This window comes from Rhodanobacter geophilus, from assembly GCF_040812275.1.
GTDB classification, from domain to species: Bacteria; Pseudomonadota; Gammaproteobacteria; order Xanthomonadales; family Rhodanobacteraceae; genus Rhodanobacter_A; species Rhodanobacter_A geophilus.
The window spans coordinates 61,971-78,321 of the sequence record NZ_JBFOHL010000006.1 but is presented as its reverse complement, the minus strand read 5'-3'; the positions used below and the strand labels follow the sequence as shown (position 1 = coordinate 78,321).

Annotated in this window: 16 protein-coding genes and 1 riboswitch; of the genes, 3 read left to right on the top strand and 13 right to left on the bottom strand. The window is 68.6% G+C overall.

What is annotated here, in order from left to right:
* Positions 1-3 precede the first annotated feature (3 nt).
* From ABQJ56_RS08135 to ABQJ56_RS08075, 13 genes are all read right to left on the bottom strand, one after another.
* Positions 4-444 carry a hypothetical protein gene (locus ABQJ56_RS08135; RefSeq protein WP_367844502.1) on the bottom strand — a complete coding sequence of 147 codons (441 nt, stop codon included), beginning with the start codon at positions 442-444 and terminating at the stop codon, positions 4-6.
* A gap of 108 nt (positions 445-552) precedes the next feature.
* On the bottom strand, positions 553-2,790 hold the full coding sequence (gene parC, locus ABQJ56_RS08130) for a DNA topoisomerase IV subunit A (protein ID WP_367844501.1): 2,238 nt from the start codon (positions 2,788-2,790) through the stop codon (positions 553-555).
* 204 nt (positions 2,791-2,994) lie between these two features.
* Positions 2,995-4,113: a cyclopropane fatty acyl phospholipid synthase gene (cfa, locus tag ABQJ56_RS08125; RefSeq protein ID WP_367844500.1), complete on the bottom strand. Its 1,119-nt coding sequence runs from the start codon at positions 4,111-4,113 to the stop codon at positions 2,995-2,997.
* The gene (locus tag ABQJ56_RS08120; RefSeq protein ID WP_367844499.1) at positions 4,110-4,457 is read right to left on the bottom strand and encodes a DUF190 domain-containing protein; all 348 of its coding nucleotides are present in this window, start codon (positions 4,455-4,457) and stop codon (positions 4,110-4,112) included. Before ABQJ56_RS08120 ends, cfa begins: the two co-directional genes overlap by 4 nt.
* A 16-nt stretch (positions 4,458-4,473) precedes the next feature.
* Entirely contained in the window at positions 4,474-4,860 is a 387-nt protein-coding gene (gene crcB, locus ABQJ56_RS08115; protein ID WP_367844498.1) for a fluoride efflux transporter CrcB, read from the bottom strand.
* A 66-nt stretch (positions 4,861-4,926) separates the two neighbouring features.
* Positions 4,927-5,023, bottom strand: a riboswitch (Fluoride riboswitch).
* A gap of 30 nt (positions 5,024-5,053) precedes the next feature.
* Positions 5,054-6,154 carry a T6SS phospholipase effector Tle1-like catalytic domain-containing protein gene (locus tag ABQJ56_RS08110; RefSeq protein ID WP_367844497.1) on the bottom strand — a complete coding sequence of 367 codons (1,101 nt, stop codon included), beginning with the start codon at positions 6,152-6,154 and terminating at the stop codon, positions 5,054-5,056.
* 94 nt (positions 6,155-6,248) lie between these two features.
* Positions 6,249-8,030 carry a DUF885 domain-containing protein gene (locus ABQJ56_RS08105; RefSeq protein ID WP_367844496.1) on the bottom strand — a complete coding sequence of 594 codons (1,782 nt, stop codon included), beginning with the start codon at positions 8,028-8,030 and terminating at the stop codon, positions 6,249-6,251.
* A 116-nt stretch (positions 8,031-8,146) separates the two neighbouring features.
* Positions 8,147-9,226: a glycosyltransferase family 9 protein gene (locus tag ABQJ56_RS08100; RefSeq protein ID WP_367844495.1), complete on the bottom strand. Its 1,080-nt coding sequence runs from the start codon at positions 9,224-9,226 to the stop codon at positions 8,147-8,149.
* A gap of 31 nt (positions 9,227-9,257) precedes the next feature.
* Positions 9,258-9,770, bottom strand: coding sequence for a hypothetical protein (locus ABQJ56_RS08095; RefSeq protein ID WP_367844494.1), 513 nt, complete (start codon positions 9,768-9,770; stop codon positions 9,258-9,260).
* A 168-nt stretch (positions 9,771-9,938) separates the two neighbouring features.
* Positions 9,939-10,214 (bottom strand): cell division topological specificity factor MinE, encoded by a 276-nt coding sequence (gene minE, locus ABQJ56_RS08090; RefSeq protein ID WP_367844493.1) that lies wholly within the window; start codon positions 10,212-10,214, stop codon positions 9,939-9,941.
* 4 nt (positions 10,215-10,218) lie between these two features.
* Complete coding sequence (gene minD / locus ABQJ56_RS08085; protein ID WP_367844492.1) at positions 10,219-11,034, bottom strand: septum site-determining protein MinD; 816 nt, start codon at positions 11,032-11,034, stop codon at positions 10,219-10,221.
* A gap of 54 nt (positions 11,035-11,088) precedes the next feature.
* Positions 11,089-11,862, bottom strand: a complete 774-nt coding sequence (gene minC, locus ABQJ56_RS08080) for a septum site-determining protein MinC (RefSeq protein WP_367844491.1) — start codon at positions 11,860-11,862, stop codon at positions 11,089-11,091.
* Complete coding sequence (locus ABQJ56_RS08075; RefSeq protein WP_367844490.1) at positions 11,859-12,479, bottom strand: GNAT family N-acetyltransferase; 621 nt, start codon at positions 12,477-12,479, stop codon at positions 11,859-11,861. The genes minC and ABQJ56_RS08075 overlap by 4 nt, the downstream gene beginning before the upstream one ends.
* Before the next feature lie 194 nt (positions 12,480-12,673).
* Between ABQJ56_RS08075 and ABQJ56_RS08070 the strand changes: the two genes are divergently transcribed.
* The 3 genes from ABQJ56_RS08070 (at position 12,674) to ABQJ56_RS08060 (ending at position 16,290) form a co-directional block, all read left to right on the top strand.
* Positions 12,674-13,894, top strand: coding sequence for a sensor histidine kinase (locus ABQJ56_RS08070; RefSeq protein ID WP_367844489.1), 1,221 nt, complete (start codon positions 12,674-12,676; stop codon positions 13,892-13,894).
* A 121-nt stretch (positions 13,895-14,015) separates the two neighbouring features.
* The gene (locus ABQJ56_RS08065) at positions 14,016-14,657 is read left to right on the top strand and encodes a response regulator (RefSeq protein WP_367844488.1); all 642 of its coding nucleotides are present in this window, start codon (positions 14,016-14,018) and stop codon (positions 14,655-14,657) included.
* Positions 14,658-14,955: 298 nt separating this feature from the next.
* Positions 14,956-16,290, top strand: coding sequence for an SRPBCC family protein (locus ABQJ56_RS08060; protein ID WP_367844487.1), 1,335 nt, complete (start codon positions 14,956-14,958; stop codon positions 16,288-16,290).
* Positions 16,291-16,351 lie beyond the last annotated feature (61 nt).

The following is a 16,351-nucleotide window of genomic DNA, read 5'->3' as shown; positions in this document are numbered from 1 at the left end:
GGCCTACCACCCGCGCCCGTGGAAATTGCCCTGGCCCACGCCGATCGAGAAGTTGACGGAGCCGGTGGGGTGGTCGCAGTCGCCGAGGTTCTTGGTGATGCTCACCGCGCCGGTCTGGTAGTTGCCGCTCATGTGGTTGCCGGCTACCACGCCCATGCCCACGCTGCCGTGCATCTGGGCCTGGTTGTAGGTGGAGTCGTCGCAACGCTGCACGCTGGCGCTGCGCTCGCCGCTGTCGCTCATGCGGCCGCTGGTGTCGCCGTAGTACACGCCGGGCGCGCTGCTGCTGGCGGGTTTGGCGGCGCTGGCGCCGTGGGCGGGCAGGTCGGAAGGCGGCATGTCGCCCTGCGGCGGCAGCTTGAGGTTGAGCGGCTGGCCGGACGTCTGGGCCAGGGCCGCGCTGGCCAGCAGACTGGCGGTGAGGGCGATGACGAGCCGTTTCATGGGGGAATGCTCCGGGGACATGACGGGTACAACGCGTGACGCGGCGACGCGGTGGACACGTCATGCCTTGGACGGCCGGCCGCGACCGGAAGTTCCGGCCACGTGCCGTCAGCCGGTGGTCTCGATCCGCTCCACCCGGCGCAGGCCGCGCGGCAGCAGGCCGCCGCGGCTGGCGCGGTTGCCGCCGTATTCCACCAGGTCGGCCCACTTCAGGGTGAGCTTGCGCGCGCCGGCGTACATGGTGACCTCGCCCTTGCCCTCGGCGACCACCGCGATGCCGGCCACGCGCTCGCCTTCCGCAAGCTGTTTCTTCGGCACCTCGATCAGCTTGTTGCCCTTGCCCTTGTCGAGCTCCGGCAGCTCCGCCACCGAGAACATCAGCAGGTGGCCTTCGCTGGTGACCACCACGATGCGGTCGCGGGCAGGGTCGGCGCTGGCCTGCGGCGCCAGCACCCTGGCGCCGTCGCTCAGCGAGATGATCTGCTTGCCGGCCTTGTTGCGCCCGGTGAGCGCCTCGAAGCGGGTGACGAAGCCGTAGCCGAAGTCGGTGGCGAGGATCAGCCGGGTGTCGTTGTCGCCGGCGCACAGCGCGTCGAAGCTGGCGCCCCCGGGCGGCGTGAAGCGGCCGGTGAGCGGCTCGCCGTTGCCCCGGGCGGAAGGCAGGGTGTGTGCGGGCGTGGAGTAGCTGCGGCCGGTGGAGTCGATCACCGCCACCTGCTGCGTGGTGCGTGCCTTCACCGTGGCAAGCAGGCCATCGCCTTCGCGGTAGCTCAGGCCCTCGGCGTCGATGTCGTGGCCCTTGGCGGCGCGGATCCAGCCCTTCTGGCTCAGCACCACGGTGACCGGTTCGCTGGCCACCAGCGCACTCTCGTCCAGCGCCTGCGCGGCCTCGCGCTCCACCAGCGGCGAACGGCGCGCATCGCCGTATTTCTCGGCATCGGCGCGTAGTTCGTCTTTGATGAGGCCCTTGAGCTTGGCGGGCGACTTCAGCAGCACGTTGATGCGCGCGCGCTCCTCTTCGAGCTGGTCGCGCTCGGCGTTGATCTTCATCTCTTCCAGCCGCGCCAGCTGGCGCAGACGGGTTTCGAGGATGTAGTCGGTCTGCTCCTCGCTGAGGCCGAGGCGCGCCATCAGCACGGCCTTCGGCTCCTCCTCGGTGCGGATGATGCGGATCACCTCGTCGAGGTTGAGGTAGGCGATGCGCAGGCCTTCCAGCAGGTGCAGGCGGCGCTCGACCTTGGCGAGGCGGTGGTTGAGGCGGCGCGTGACCGTGCTGGTGCGGAAGGCCAGCCATTCGGCGAGGATCTTCTTGAGATCCTTCACCTGCGGGCGGCCGTCCAGGCCGATCATGTTGAGGTTGACGCGGAAGCTTTTTTCCAGGTCCGTGGTGGCGAACAGGTGCGGCATCAGCTCGTCGGCGTCGACGCGGCTGGAACGCGGCACCAGCACCAGGCGGATCGGGTTCTCGTGGTCGGATTCGTCGCGCAGGTCCTCGATCATCGGCAGCTTCTTCGCGCGCATCTGCGCGGCGATCTGCTCGAGGATCTTCGACGGGCTGACCTGGTGCGGCAGCGCGGTGATGACGATGTTGCCTTCCTCGCGCACGTACACCGCGCGGGCGCGCACCGAGCCGGTGCCGTTCCGGTACATCGCCAGCAGCTCGTGGCGCGGGGTGATGATCTCCGCCTCGGTGGGGTAGTCCGGCCCCTTCACGTGCTCGCACAGCTCGGCCACCGTGGCCTCGGGTTCGTCCAGCAGGCGGATGCAGGCGGCCACCAGTTCACGCAGGTTGTGCGGCGGGATGTCGGTGGCCATGCCCACCGCGATGCCCATCGAGCCGTTCAGCAGCACGTGCGGCACGCGCGCGGGCAGCCACGAGGGCTCCTCCAGCGTGCCGTCGAAGTTCGGCACCCAGTCCACCGTGCCCTGGCCCAGCTCGCCCAGCAGCGCCTCGGCGATCGGGCTGAGCTTGGATTCGGTGTAGCGCATCGCCGCGAAGCTCTTCGGATCGTCGGGCGAACCGAAATTGCCCTGGCCGTCCACCAGCGGGTAGCGGTAGGAGAACGGCTGCGCCATCAGCACCATCGCCTCGTAGCACGAGGTGTCGCCGTGCGGGTGGAACTTGCCGATCACGTCGCCGATGGTGCGCGCGGATTTCTTCGGTTTCGCGCTGGCGGCCAGCCCCAGCTCGCTCATCGCGTAGACGATGCGCCGCTGCACCGGCTTCAGGCCGTCGCCCACGAAGGGCAGGGCGCGGTCCAGCACCACGTACATCGAGTAGTCGAGGTAGGCGCGTTCGGCGTATTCCTTGAGCGGGATCTGTTCGTAGTTGGCTTGCAGGTTCATGTAGATGCGTCAACAGGCGCGCGACTCGCGCGGATAGCCGGGCGATGGTGCCAGATCGGGAGGATGGGGGACAGCTTGACGGGGGCTGACGGGAGAAGTGCGCACGCTGTGCGCTCAAGACGTGTTGCGCCTGGCGCCCGAGTCAACCGGGCGGGGGCGTGCAGGCGTGACCAGCGGCCCGCCGAAGACACCGGGATCCAGACCTCAGCGCGGCACGCGGTAGCCGCCCGGCACGCCGTTCGGGCTCAGCGTGAGTTGCCAGAGCTGGTCGCGGCGGCTGCGGAACACCGCGGCGGAGGCGCCGAGGTAGTAGCGCCACATGCGGCGGAAGCGTTCGTCGTAGCTTTTCGACAGTTCCGGCCACGCGGCGTCGAAGTTGGCGCGCCAGGCCATCAGGGTGCGGTCGTAGTCGGTGCCGAAGTTGTGCCAGTCCTCGACCACGAACAGGTTTTCCAGCGCGCTGGCGACCTGGCTCATCGCCGGGATCATCGAGTTGGGAAAGATGTATTTCTCGATCCACGGATCGGGCTGGGCGGGCGTGCCGTTGCTGCCGATGCAATGGAGCACGGAGAGGCCGCCCGGTTTCAGGCAGCGCCGCACGGTCTCGAAGTAGGCGCCGTAGTTCCTGCCGCCAACGTGCTCGAACATGCCGATGGAATACACCGCGTCGAACGCCTCGTCGACCTCGTGGTAGTCCTGCAGGCGAATCTCGATCGGCAGGCCCCTGCACAGTTCGCGGGCGAATCCGGCCTGCTGTTCGGAGACGGTGATGCCCACGCCGCTGACGCCGTAGTGCTCCGCCGCGTACTTCAGTGCCTCGCCCCAGCCGCAGCCGATGTCGAGCACGCGCTGGCCGGGTTCCAGCCGCAGCTTGCGGCAGACCAGGTCGAGCTTCGCCGCCTGGGCGTCGTCGAGATTGCCGGCCTGGGCCCAGTAGCCGCAGGAATACACCAGGCGCTTGCCCAGCATGGCCTGGAACAGGTCGTTGCCGAGGTCGTAGTGCGCCTTGCCGATCTCGAATGCGTGCTCGCCGCGCTGCAGGTTGACGAAGCGCGCCTTGAGGTGGGCGATCAGGGTGTCCAGGGTCCGCAGGTGCTCGTCCACGTGCGAGCCGAGCAGGCGGGTGAAGAAACCCGCCAGGTCGTCGACATCCCACCAGCCGTCCATGTAGGCCTCGCCGAGGCCCAGCGTGCCGCGCGCGAACACGCGTGCGTAGAGGTGCTCGTCGTGCACGCGGATGTCGGTGGGTGTGTCGCCGTCGATGCGGATGCCGGCAAGTTCCAGCAACTCGGCGGCGCGCTGCTTCAGTGAATCCTGGCTCATCGATCTTCCTCGTTGCCCAGCAAGCCGAAACGCACCGGCACGCGTGCGTAGACCAGTGCCGCGCCGGCGTCGCGCACCTGCTGCAGCAGCGCCTCGGCCTCGCTCTCGCGCAGCAGGAATTCCACCACCACCGGCAGGTCGTCGGCCAGTTCGAAGAAGGCCTCTTCGTGCAGCACGCCGTGGCGGCCGAAGCCGGCGATGGCGCGGAACACCGAGCCACCGCCGAGCTTGTGCCGCTTGGCCAGCTCCAGCAGCCACTCGGAGACCAGCAGGCCATCATGGCGCGCGTGCATGTGCACGTAGAAGCGCAGCTGCACGCCGTCGATAGGGTTTTCCGTGCTCATGCGCGCAGTCTCCGTGTCAGTGCCGCAGCAGGCCGCGGGTGAGCGCGATGCCGACGATGGTCATGCCCAGCGTGCCGACCAGGTGCATCGCCACGTGGCCGCCGAACCACAGGTATTGCTGGCGCAGCAGCAGGGTGTCGGCCTCGGCCGAGAAGGTGGAGAAGGTGGTGAGCCCGCCGAGGAAGCCGGTGAGCACGAACAGCCGCAGCTCCGGCGGCAGGGTCTGGAAGTGCTCGAAGATGCCCATCATGCAGCCCATGATGAGACCGCCGAGCAGGTTCGCCGCCAGCGTGCCCAGCGGCACGGTGGGAAAGATCGGATTGAGCACGATGCCGAGCAGCCAGCGCAGCCAGCAGCCCAGCGCGCCGCCAAGGCCCACCGCGATGAATCCGTTGAAGTTCACGTGCCATGTCTCCTGTCCGCGCTTCGAGGCATCCGCGACACAGGCACGCCTGCGCCGCCGGAATCCGGTGGTGCAGGCATCATCGGCCCCTGCGCCACGCAGGGCGGGGCGGTTCGTCCCCTGGAGATCAGCGGACGGGAGGCATGCCATCTCCCTCATGATCGGCATGCTAGCCGATGCGGCAGGGCGGTGGTCAAGCCACGCCGGGCGGCGCGGCGATCACGTCGTCGCGCAGCGCCCGCGCCAGCGTCGGCGAGCGGTAGTCGCTGGCGAGCCGGCTGTGCCGCCATACCGATTCGTCCACGGTCTCGTTGATGCCGTTGCCGATCACCCGCACGAACGGCGGCTTGAACCGCCTGTAGATGCCGAACATGAATTCGGCGTAGGCGTCGCGCGGCACGCCCGCCGCGGCGTCGGGTGCCGGCGAGAAGGGCTTGTTGCAGGCCAGCCCCGCCGCCATGGCCTTGCGCTGCAGCCAGGCCAGCGGGAGATCCGGCAGCGGATCGGGCGCGCGGCCGGCGCCGTCGTGGTCGTAGCCGCCGCCCACGTCCGCGTGCGCGCCCACGAACCAGCGCTGCTCCACCTCGATCTGCCCGGGCTTCTTCGCGGTGGGCGACTCGCCGGGGCCCAGCCGCGCGGGGTTGCGGACCCATTTGGTGGGCGCGAAGTCGATGCGGTGCTCGTCCAGCGCCAGCGCCTGGTAGGCGTGCTTGACGATGTGGCTGATGTCGGCGTCGTGGAACTGGTAGCGCGCACGGGCGAACGGGAACCACGCGGCGATGCCGGGGATGCCCAGTGCACCCACGGTGTCCCACACGCCGATGAAATGGATGTCCGTCTCCAGCGAGCGCGCGGCACGCCAGGTCGCCGCGTCGCCGTCACCGGGCCTGGTCGCGGCGTCGCGATAGAAGGCGTATGCGCGTGTCACGGCGCCGTCGGCGATGGCGCCGTCGCAGCGCAGCAGGCCGCACTTGCGGATCAGGCCGGCGAGGCTGCGCGCGGCGTAGGCGCCGCGACTGAAGCCGAACAGCCAGATCTCGTCGCCGTGCCGCCACCGTTCACACAGCCAGCGGTAGCCGTCCTTGACGTTGCCGGACAGGCCATAGCCGAATGCGCCGCCAAGCAGGTGGACCAGGCCTGGCGCCACGCCCACGCCGGGGATGTACTCGACGAGCTGCTCGACGCCGGCTTCATCGCGTGGTGCGATCAGCCGGCGCAGGCGTTCCACGTTGGTGTTCGACTCGGGCTTGTACCAGGTGCCGTCGAACAGTACGACCAGCCTGCGCTTGCTCATGTCGTCCTCCGTGGCGGCACGCGGCCGCATCCATCGAAGCGTCGGACCTCCTGATCGCCCGCGCCCGGCAGGGTGGCGCGGACGATGCGCCGCGTCACAGCACCGGCGAGTCGTCGTGCAGCATCGCCTTGCGGACGATCGCGATCGGCGCGAAGCCCTGCTGCATGAAGGCGTCGTGGAAGCGCTCCAGGTTGAAGTCCTTGCCCTGCTTCTTCGCCACGTCGGCGCGCAGCTTGAGGATCTCCAGCTTGCCGAGCGTGTAGTAGAGATAGGTGGGGTCGCCGGTGCCGCGCTTGGTCTCCACCTCGCCCACGGCGCGCGACTGGTAGCCTTCCTTCACGAAGAAATCCACGGCCTGGTCCATCGTCATCTGGCCGGTATGCAGCTTGATGCCGACGATGAAGCGCGCGTTGCGCAGCAGGGCGTCCTGCAGCTGGCCCAGGCGCAGCAGCAGTTGCTGGCGGCGGTCGTGCGGGTAGAGGAACTGCGCCAGCCCCTCGTCCAGCATCATCTGTTCGCAGTAGTGCGCCCAGCCTTCCACGTTGGTGTTCGCGCCCAGCAGCTTGCGCACGCGGTCGTCGAGGTGGTGCATCCACAGGAACTGGATGTAGTGGCCGGGGTAGGCCTCGTGCGTGGCCACGCTGTTGATCACCGGGTAGCTGAACTGCGCCATGAACTCTTCGGTCTGCTGCTTGCTCCACGACGGGTCGGGCAGGGTGACGTTGAAGTACGCCTCCTTCGCCACCGTTTCGTAGGGCCCGGGCGTATCCATCGAGGCGAAGGTGGTGGCGCGCATGAAGGGCGGCGTTTCCTCCACGATGGGGCGCACGTCGGAAGGCACCGTGATGATGTGCCTGGCGCGGATGAAATCGACCAGCTTGTCGAGGCTGCCGCGGAACACGTCCAGCACCTTGTCCGGCGCGGGATGGTCGGCGGCCAGTTCGGCCAGCACCTGCCGCGGCGTCTTCGTCGGGTCGAGTTCATGCGCCACCTTGGCGAACTGCTGCTGGTTCGCGCGCATGTTCGCCGTGTCGATCGCGACCAGCTGGTCCAGCGGCAGGGTGACCATCTCGTCGTACTTCAGCTTGTCGCGGAAGGCCTGTGCGCCGATGCGGAAGTCGCCGTGCGAGCGCGGCAGCAGGTCGGTCTTCAGCCAGGCCTGGTAATCCTCCAGCGCCTTGATCACCGCGCCGTTGCTGGCGGCGAACTGCTTCCTGAGGTCCGCCTCGGTGACGTCGGCGAACGCGGACGGCACGTCGTGCTGGAAGAAGCTCACCAGGCCCGGCAGCTGTTCCAGCGCGATCTGCGTGTAGATCTCCGGCGGGTTGTCGAGGTTCTTGCGTGCATCGGCCAGCACCGCGGGCATCAGTTTTTCGCGGGCGATCAGTGCGCGCAGGCGCGTCTCCGGCGGCGCGAACTTGCGCTCCATCAGGGTGAACGCGCTGCTGGTGATGCCGCTGGAATAGTTGTCGGGATTCTTCTGCCACGGCCGGATCGTCTCCAGCGTGAGCAGGGTGCTGCGGATGTTGTTGAGCACCAGCTCGCGGTCGCCCTGCACGAATGGGCTGAGCGCCTTCGGGTCGGTCGCGGCCACGCGTGCTTCCCACTGCTTCAGCGCCTTGATGTTGGCGTCCACGCCGGCGCGCGAGTAATCCTCCAGCTTGCCGTCCCAGGCATGCAGGCCATCGACGGTGGCGGTACTCGGGTTGGTGGGGAAGTAATAGTCGCCGAAGTAGCGGTCGGCCAGCTGCGTGAAGGCCCGGTCGGCGGGCGACGCCGCGCCGGCAACTGCAGGCGCGGTTTGTGCGGCGAGGGCGGCGCCACCCGGCGGCAGGGCGAGGGCAAAGGCGCAGGCGATCCGTGTGAGCGGCTTCATCGAGGGGTTTTCCCGTGGCGTGAGGGGCCGCATCCGCACGTGGCGGCACGGCGAGACACGAAGCCTAGCGCAGCGTGGCGCCCACGCGCAGTGTCACGGGACACGAGGCCCTGGAATCAGAGATGTGCGGCGAGCTCGCGTGCCACCGCCTCGGGCGCAAGGCCATAGGCATGGATCACGTGGTTGCCTGGGCCGTAGGGGCCCCATTCGTCGGCGCGGGTGGTGGTGAAGATGCCCAGCGTGGGCACGCGCGAGGCGCAGGCCAGGTGCATGATGCCGCAGTCGAGGCTGAGGTAGCCGTCGAGGTTGGCGAGCACGCCGCCGAGCTGGCGCAGGTCGGTGGAGTAATAGCCGGGGTAGCGCGAATCGAGCATGGAGCGGCCGGACATCGGCACGATCTCCACCAGCCGGCAGTCCGGTCGCAGCTGCTCCAGCGTTTGCAGCAGCGGGTTCCACCAGTCCGTGCCGAGCAGCTTGGGGCCGGTGGCGTTGGCGAACACGCCGATGGTCTTGCGATGCTGTTCGGCGGCCGTGGCCGAGGCGAGCACATGCTGCAGCACGCGCCGGCCCCGGGCGCGTTCGGCCTCGTCGAGGCGGATGTCCGGCACGGGGTAGTCGGCTTCGGCGACGGCGCCCAGCGCCTGGCGCAGCAGGTACACCGGGCGCTGGCCCTTGCTCTGCACCTGCTCGGGCACTTCGACCGCATGGGTCACGCTGCCGCTCTTCTTCGGTCCGCTGAAGCCCAGCGTCCAGGTGGCGCGCGCCTTCAGCAGCAGCAGGCGGCCGGTCTGCGATTGCGGGTCGACGTCGATCGCAAGGTCGTAGTGCGACTTGCGCATGCCGCGCAGTCCGCACAACCACTGGCGCGGATGGCCGAAGCCGTGTGCAGGCAGCTGGAACACCTGGCTGACGCGGTCGTAGCGGCCGTAGAGCTCCCGGCCGACCTGGCTGCGCGTGACGATGTCGATCTCGGCGCCGGGATACGTGGCTTCCAGTTCCTGGATCAGCGGCGTCAGCAGCAGCGCATTGCCCAGCGTGTGGCTGACGTGGCAGACCAGGATGCGATGGATGCCCTTGCGCGGCAGCGGTTCGCCACTGTTTTGCGCGGGCGTGCCGAACAGCAGCCGCATCAGGCCGCGCGCCACGCGGCGGCGCAGGTGGTCGAGGTCGAAGGATTCGTGCGGGGGTCGCGCCACGGCGGGCCTGCGGGGTGGGTGGTCGGGAATGTCAGCTGGTGGCGCGCATCGTAGCGTCAGCCGCGACGGGAAGCTCGCCATCGGGCGCGAGCAGGCCGCGTTCGAGCAGCCAGCGTCGCGCGTTCTCGGCGTCCTGCTCGAACCAGGCGCGGGTGGAGCCGAGCCGGAAGCTGTAGCCCCAGGCGTCCATGTCGGCCATCAGCCGCGCGCGGCCCACGCCGGGCAGGGCGCCGGCCAGCACGATCTGCAGGTAGCAGGTGGCGTCCTCCTCCTCGATCGAGTCGGTGGCGTCGGTGTGCACGGCGGCGCGCCGCTCCGGCGGCAGCACGATCAGGTGGCAGGCCTCGTGCAGCAGCGAGTGCACCGGCGTGTCGCCGCGCGCATACACCGTGTGGCCGATGATGCCGGCCTCCTCGTCGCCCCAGTAGCTGCCTGGAATGGACTCGCCGTCGGCCACGCGCCGCAGCGCGAGACCGTAGCGGGCGAGCAGGGATTCGACGGCGGTGATGTTGATATCGTCGAGGCGTAATACGGAGCTGGACATTGCGCTCCCTCTCCCCTCCGGGGAGAGGGTTGGGGTGAGGGGTCAATCTGGCGGGAAGGCTGATCTTTGAGCGCTTTGAAGGCAAAAGGCGCCTGACGCAGCAACAGGATGCGAGGCTGCGTGGCCCCTCACCCGGCCCTCTCCCCGGAGGGGAGAGGGAGCAAGGCATCAGGTCGCGGGGCTGCCCGCGGCCTTGCCTTCGGGCAGCGCCACCGACAGCTCCAATATCTCGTGCCCGCTGTCGCGTTCGAGGTTGATGTTGATCGCCTCGATGTCGACGTGGACGTATTTCTTGATGACTTCGAGCAGATCACGGCGCATCAGCGGCAGGTAGTCCGGCGCGCCGCGGTCGGAGCGCTCCTGCGCCACGATGATGCGCAGGCGTTCCTTGGCGAGGCCGGCGGTGGGCTCGGGCTTGCGCTTCAGGAAGTCGAGTATGCCCATAGGGTCAGCCTCCGAACACGCGTTGCAGGAAACCCTTCTTCGGCACGTCGAGGAAGCGCAGGGCGCGTTCCTCGCCGAGGATGCGGGCCACGGTGTCGCTGTAGGCCTGGCCGGCGTTTGAATTCGGGTCGAGGATCACCGGCACGCCCGAATTCGAGGCGGCCAGCACCTGCTCCGACTCCGGGATCACGCCCACCACGTTGATGCCGAGGATCTCCTCGACGTCCTTCACGCTGAGCATGTCGCCGCTGGCCACGCGCACCGGGCTGTAGCGGGTCAGCAGCAGGTGCTGCTTGATCGCGCCGTCGCCGCGCTCGGCGCGCCGGGTCTTGCTGGCGAGCAGGCCAAGGATGCGGTCGGAGTCGCGCACCGAGGACACTTCCGGGTTGACCACCACCACCGCGTGGTCGGCGAAGTACATCGCCAGGTGCGCACCCTTCTCGATGCCGGCGGGCGAGTCGCACACGATGTAGTCGAAACCGTCCGCGGACAGACCGTCGAGCACCTTCTCCACGCCCTCCTGGGTCAGCGCGTCCTTGTCGCGGGTCTGGCTGGCGGCCAGCACGTACAGGTTCTCGTGGCGCTTGTCCTTGATCAGCGACTGCTTGAGCGTGGCCTCGCCGTGCACGACGTTGACGAAGTCGTACACCACGCGGCGCTCGCAGCCCATGATGAGGTCCAGGTTGCGCAAGCCGACGTCGAAGTCGATCACCGCGACCTTCTTGCCGGCGATCGCCAGGCCGGTGGCGAGCGAGGCGCTGGTCGTGGTCTTGCCGACGCCGCCCTTGCCCGAGGTGACAACAATGATTTCAGCAGTCAAGGAACCATCTCCCGGGAACGTTCTTGTCGTTGTGGTTGTTGCAGTCGCGGCCGGTCACAGCTTGGCCAGCAGCAGTTTTTCCCCTTCCAGCCAGCATCGCACGGATCGGCCTTCGAGGTCTTTCGGTATCTGTTCGAACACGCGGTAGTGGCCGGCGATGGCCACCAGTTCGGCGCGGAAGTCGTGCACGAAAATGCGCGCATCGGTGTCGCCCTGGGCACCGGCCATGGCGCGGCCGCGCAGGCTGCCGTAGACGTGGATGTCGCCGTCGGCGATCACCTCGGCGCCGTTGGCGACGGTGCCGGTGACCACGAGGTCGCGGTCGCGCGCATAGATCTGCTGTCCCGAACGCACGGTGCCGTCGTGGTGCAGCGAGCCTTGCGCCTGTTCGCCGGCGGGTTCGGCGGGGGCCGCTTCGCGCGCCGGTGCCGACGCAGCGACGGGCTCGGCCGCGGTGGCGGCCGGCGGCACGCTGGCGCCGCTGGCCGGCTCGTAGGCAGCACGGAACTTGGCGATCAGGGGCAGGCCCATGCGCCGGGCCAGCGCCTCGGTCTCGCTGGTGCCGTAGGCCAGGCCCACCGGCAGCATGCCGGCGCTGCGCACGGCTTCCAGCAGGGCGTCGACGGCGCCGTCGTCGGGCAGCTTCAGCAGGTGGCTGAGATCCAGCACCACGGCGGCGCGGGCGAACAGCTGCGGTGCGGAACGCACGCGGCGCTCCAGCTCTTCGCAGAGTGCGGCGGCGTCCACGCGCTTGATGCGCACGTTGGCAATGCCCACCTGACCGAAGCGCAGATCGCAGGCATCCGCCGCATCCAGTGCGGCGGTCATGCGTGGCGCTCCCCGGCCTGCCGGCGCGGCTGGGTGGCCGCGGCCAGCCGCTGGCGTTCGGCCAGCCAGGGCAGCTCGGGCAGGCCGCCGTGTTCCAGCCAGGTCTCGCGCACGTAGGCGTAGCTGGGCAGCTCCTTGGCGAGCAGGCTCACCTGGCGCCCCTTCCTCGATCCCATGCGCTGCTGGCCCACTTCCTGGAAGCCGTAGGTGCCATGGAACAGCACGACCACGTCGTCGCGCGGCTCCAGGAACACCTCGCAGGCGAGCAGCGGCACACGCACCTCGGCGTAGCTGGTGACGTCGCAGTAGAAGATGCGGCCGAGGCCGTGGCGGCGGTAGGCGTTGGCGATCACGATGCGGTCGATGTACAGGAACGCCGGGTAGCGTTCGCTGAACCAGCGGTAGTTCGGGCTGTGGTAGTCGCCGCTTTCGCGCAGCGCGATCAGGAAGCCGGCGAGGTGGCCGTCGATCTCGGCCACGCGGAAGTAGTCCGCGCGCTCGAAGAAGTAGCGCAGTTGCGCGGCATCGAGGGCGATGATGGATTGACCGCCGGCGTTGTTGAGGGCCAGCACGGCGTCCAGGTCGTGTTCGCTGACGTCGCGGATGGCGAGGGCCATTCGTTGCTCCGCAGGGATGGAATGGGCCGCGGCCGGCAGAAGCCTCGCGGCAATGGCGCATTATGGCATGTGGCTGCCACCCGCACACCTCGCGCCGCCACATGTAAAGGCTCCGTAAAGCAGCTGCATGCCTTTCGGCAGGGATGACTTCCCGCGCATTGCACGCGCCGGGCGCGTGTCCAATGATGTGCGGCATGTCCCAGGTCAATTTCAGCCACATCCGGCTGCTGCGCTTCGCCGGATTGTTCACCTATCTGTGCGTGGGCACGCCGCTGCTCACCGAGTGGGCGACGGATCGCCTGGTCCTGCTGCATCGCCCGAATTTCGCCCTGCTGCTGTGGTCGCTCTGCTATCTGGCGTTCGGCGTGCTGTACTGGGCGGTGACCTACGATCTCGGTTCGCGGCGCCACCTTGGACTGCGCCTGCTCGGCCTGATGCTGATGACGCTCGCGGCGCTGGCGGTGGGCTGGTACAGCCACAGCGGCCTCACCGCGATGTTCATGGCGGTGATGGCGATGGTGTTGCCGTGGCTGCTGCCGTTCTGGCTCGGCGTGCTCTGCATCGTGGTGCAGAATGCCTGCCTGGTGGCGGTGTTCACCCGCTTTCCGGAATACCCCACCCTGGCGCTGGCTTTCCTGCAGACCATCATCTACCTGGGCATCTGCGCGCTGGCTTTCATCGCCTCGGTGGTGGCGAGCCGGCAGACCGATGAGCGCGAGGCATTGCGCCGGCTCAATTCCGAGTTGCGCGCCACCCGCGCGCTGCTGGCCGAATCCAGCCGCCTGGCCGAGCGCATGCGCATCGCGCGCGAGCTGCACGACCTGATCGGCCACCACCTCACCGCGCTGAGCCTGAACCTGGAAGTGGCCAGCCACGTCTGCAACGAGGATGCCGGCGCGCATGTGCGCAAGGCGCAGGCCACGGCCAAGCATCTGCTGGCCGACGTGCGCGAGGCGGTGAGCGAGTTGCGCCAGGACGACGCGATCGACCTCACCCATGCGCTGCGCAGCCTCACCGAGGGCGTGCCGGGGCTCAAGGTGCATGTGACGATGCCGCCGCGCTTCAGCGTGGAGGATCCGCGCCGTGCCCAGGTGCTGCTGCGCTGCGCGCAGGAGATCATCACCAATACCGCGCGGCATGCCGGCGCGCGCAACCTGTGGCTGACTTTCGCCTACGCCGGGCCGAGCCTGCTGGGCCTGCACGCGCGCGACGACGGCCGCGGCGCCACGCAGCCGGAGGCGGGCAACGGCCTGTCCGGCATGCGCGAGCGGCTGGCCGAGTTCGGCGGCAGCATGGCGCTGGATACCGCGCCTGGCGAGGGTTTCGCGCTCACCGTGCGGCTGCCGCTGGGCGAGCAGCCGGAGCTGGCGCATGCGCCGTCGCGGACCGAGCCGCCTGCGCTGAGTGTGCCGTGATGCACGTTCCGGGTTCGCGCCGCGTGGTTTCCGCATGCCAGAATGCATCGGTTCGGATGCCGCATTGTTCCCCCTGTCGTGCGCCGGTGCGCCGGAACGACGACCGCTTCGAGGACCCGCGATGATTTCCGTCTGTCTCGTCGACGACCAGAACCTGGTGCGCCAGGGCGTGCGTTCGCTGCTCGATCTGGCCCAGGACATCCGCGTGGTAGCCGAGTGTGCCGACGGCGCGCAGGCCGTGCAGGAGATTCCCCGCGTCAAGCCCGACGTGGTGCTGCTGGACCTGCGCATGCCGAACATGAGCGGGCTGGAGGTGCTGCAGGCGCTCGGCGCGCGCAACGAGCTGCCGCCCACCATCATCCTCACCACCTTCGACGACGACCAGCTGGTGCTGCAGGGGCTGAAGGCCGGCGCGCGCGGCTATCTGCTGAAGGACGTCTCGCTGGAGCAACTGGTGGAGGCGGTGCGCACGGTGGCCGCCGGCGGTTCACTGGTGGCGCCGATGGTCACCCAGCGCCTGCTGGCCGGGGTGGGGCGCATGCAGAACCAGTTCACCAGCCTGGAGCAGCCCGACCCGCTGACCGAGCGCGAGACCGAGATCCTGCGCCTGCTCTCCGGCGGCTACTCCAACAAGGAGATCGCCAACTCGCTGAAGGTGGCCGAGGGCACGGTGAAGAACCACGTCTCCAACATCCTCTCCAAGCTGGGCGTGCGCGACCGCACCCGCGCCGTGCTGAAGGCGCTGGAGCTGGGCATCGTCTGAGCCCGCCGGCGAAGCCGCATCCATGCGCCCGCGGATGCTGCGGCGCAATGTCCGCGGGCGGCCGGCAGTCCGGTCGCGACAAGGCCTTGCGGCCGTCCATATGGCCTGCCGGAATCCGATGGCGTTCCGGCGCATGAGCAAGTAACATCCAGTCCTTCGGCGTTTGCCGACCCCCGGTCATCTCCCCGCGACCGAGCCGCTGCCATGGCTCGCGCGACGGCCGGGGCAACACCTGCGTACCGCGTAACAGACGCTCGGAGACCCTGGAATGATGCGTGCTCGTGTTCTTGAATTTCTCATGGCGCTGGTCATCGTCGCCGCGATCGGCGTGCTGGCTGCAGTGATCATGCCCGGCAGCGGCCACATCGAGCGTTCGGTGGTCGTCGGCAAGGACATGCGCCAGGTCTACGACGTGTTGGACAACTTCCGTCGCCTGCCCGAATACTCGGTGCTGAACTCGTACGATTCGCACGTCAAGTACAACTACTCCGGCAAGGCCTTCGGCCCCGGCGCCGAGGTGAACTGGACCAGCAGCGATCCGCGGGCGGGCAATGGCTCGCTGACCATCGACAGTGCCACCCCGGACTTCAACAAGGTCGACGGCACCGCCAAGGACGCGAAGATCGTGTGGGACCTGGACAATGGCTGGAAGGGCTACGACAAGACCTTCACCTTCGACCTGGAGCGCCAGGGCAGCCGCAACCAGCTCACCAATGTCACCTGGTCGTATGACGTGAAGTACGGCTGGAACCTGGTGAACCGCTTCGCCAACCTGTACATCCACGGCGATCCCGACTCGTTCATCGAGTTCGGCCTGAACAACCTGCAGAACGTGCTGGCCGCGGTGCCGAACGTCAGCTATGGCGACCTGGTTCCGTACATCCGCCAGACCGAGCAGACCCCGGTGCTGCTGGTGCCGGCCTCGATCCAGCGCAAGGACGGCATCGAGGGCCTGGCCGACACCGTCAACAAGGCGGTGACGCAGATCCAGGCCACCGCGAAGAAGCTGGGCGTGAACGTCACCGGCCCGCGCATCATCTTCACCACCAACTACGGCGACCAGACCTACACCTTCGACGTGGCGATGCCGATCGATTCCAGCTCGCTCAACGTCAACGGCCAGACCCAGCAGCTCACCGCGCCGACGACGCCCGCGCTGGACGCCAGCGCGCCGGCCGACGCCAGCACCGCGGCGGCCCCGGCGGCTCCCGCTGCGCTGAACCCCGGCGACCACGACAAGTTCGGCCGCCTGGTGGTCGACGGCGGCGGCGTGCGCGCCACCCTGGCGTTCGGTGGCGCCGCGCTGGAAGGCGTGTGGAACGGCACCGCCGCCGGCGTGCCGCAGACCCGCGACATGCTGAAGGCCTACGCGCTGACCCACGGCTACAAGTTCGACGACGTGGTGAACCGCAGCTACGACATCCTCGCCAAGCCCGAGGTGAAGGACGCGCAGGGCAACATCACCAGCTACGCCGAGTTCGACGTGTACCTGCCGATCACCAACGCGCCGGACCAGACCCCGGAGCAGGCCGCCGGCATCAAGCAGCCCACGCTGGAAGTGGAGACCCCGGCCGCCACCGGCAGCGCTCCGGCTGCCGCCGGCACGGCCGCGGCGCCCGCCAGCAGCAACTGAGCACGCGCGGCTCGTTCCATCGAAAGGCCCTTCTCCGGAAGGGCCTTTCTGTTTGTGGGCC

Bases quoted from the DNA above. Each gene is read 5' to 3' on its own strand.
- ABQJ56_RS08135 (WP_367844502.1), bottom strand. From the start codon at position 444: ATGAAACGGCTCGTCATCGCCCTCACCGCCAGTCTGCTGGCCAGCGCG.
- parC (WP_367844501.1), bottom strand. From the start codon at position 2,790: ATGAACCTGCAAGCCAACTACGAACAGATCCCGCTCAAGGAATACGCC.
- cfa (WP_367844500.1), bottom strand. From the start codon at position 4,113: ATGAGCCAGGATTCACTGAAGCAGCGCGCCGCCGAGTTGCTGGAACTT.
- ABQJ56_RS08120 (WP_367844499.1), bottom strand. From the start codon at position 4,457: ATGAGCACGGAAAACCCTATCGACGGCGTGCAGCTGCGCTTCTACGTG.
- ABQJ56_RS08110 (WP_367844497.1), bottom strand. From the start codon at position 6,154: ATGAGCAAGCGCAGGCTGGTCGTACTGTTCGACGGCACCTGGTACAAG.
- ABQJ56_RS08105 (WP_367844496.1), bottom strand. From the start codon at position 8,030: ATGAAGCCGCTCACACGGATCGCCTGCGCCTTTGCCCTCGCCCTGCCG.
- ABQJ56_RS08095 (WP_367844494.1), bottom strand. From the start codon at position 9,770: ATGTCCAGCTCCGTATTACGCCTCGACGATATCAACATCACCGCCGTC.
- minE (WP_367844493.1), bottom strand. From the start codon at position 10,214: ATGGGCATACTCGACTTCCTGAAGCGCAAGCCCGAGCCCACCGCCGGC.
- minC (WP_367844491.1), bottom strand. From the start codon at position 11,862: ATGACCGCCGCACTGGATGCGGCGGATGCCTGCGATCTGCGCTTCGGT.
- ABQJ56_RS08075 (WP_367844490.1), bottom strand. From the start codon at position 12,479: ATGGCCCTCGCCATCCGCGACGTCAGCGAACACGACCTGGACGCCGTG.
- ABQJ56_RS08070 (WP_367844489.1), top strand. From the start codon at position 12,674: ATGTCCCAGGTCAATTTCAGCCACATCCGGCTGCTGCGCTTCGCCGGA.
- ABQJ56_RS08065 (WP_367844488.1), top strand. From the start codon at position 14,016: ATGATTTCCGTCTGTCTCGTCGACGACCAGAACCTGGTGCGCCAGGGC.
- ABQJ56_RS08060 (WP_367844487.1), top strand. From the start codon at position 14,956: ATGGCGCTGGTCATCGTCGCCGCGATCGGCGTGCTGGCTGCAGTGATC.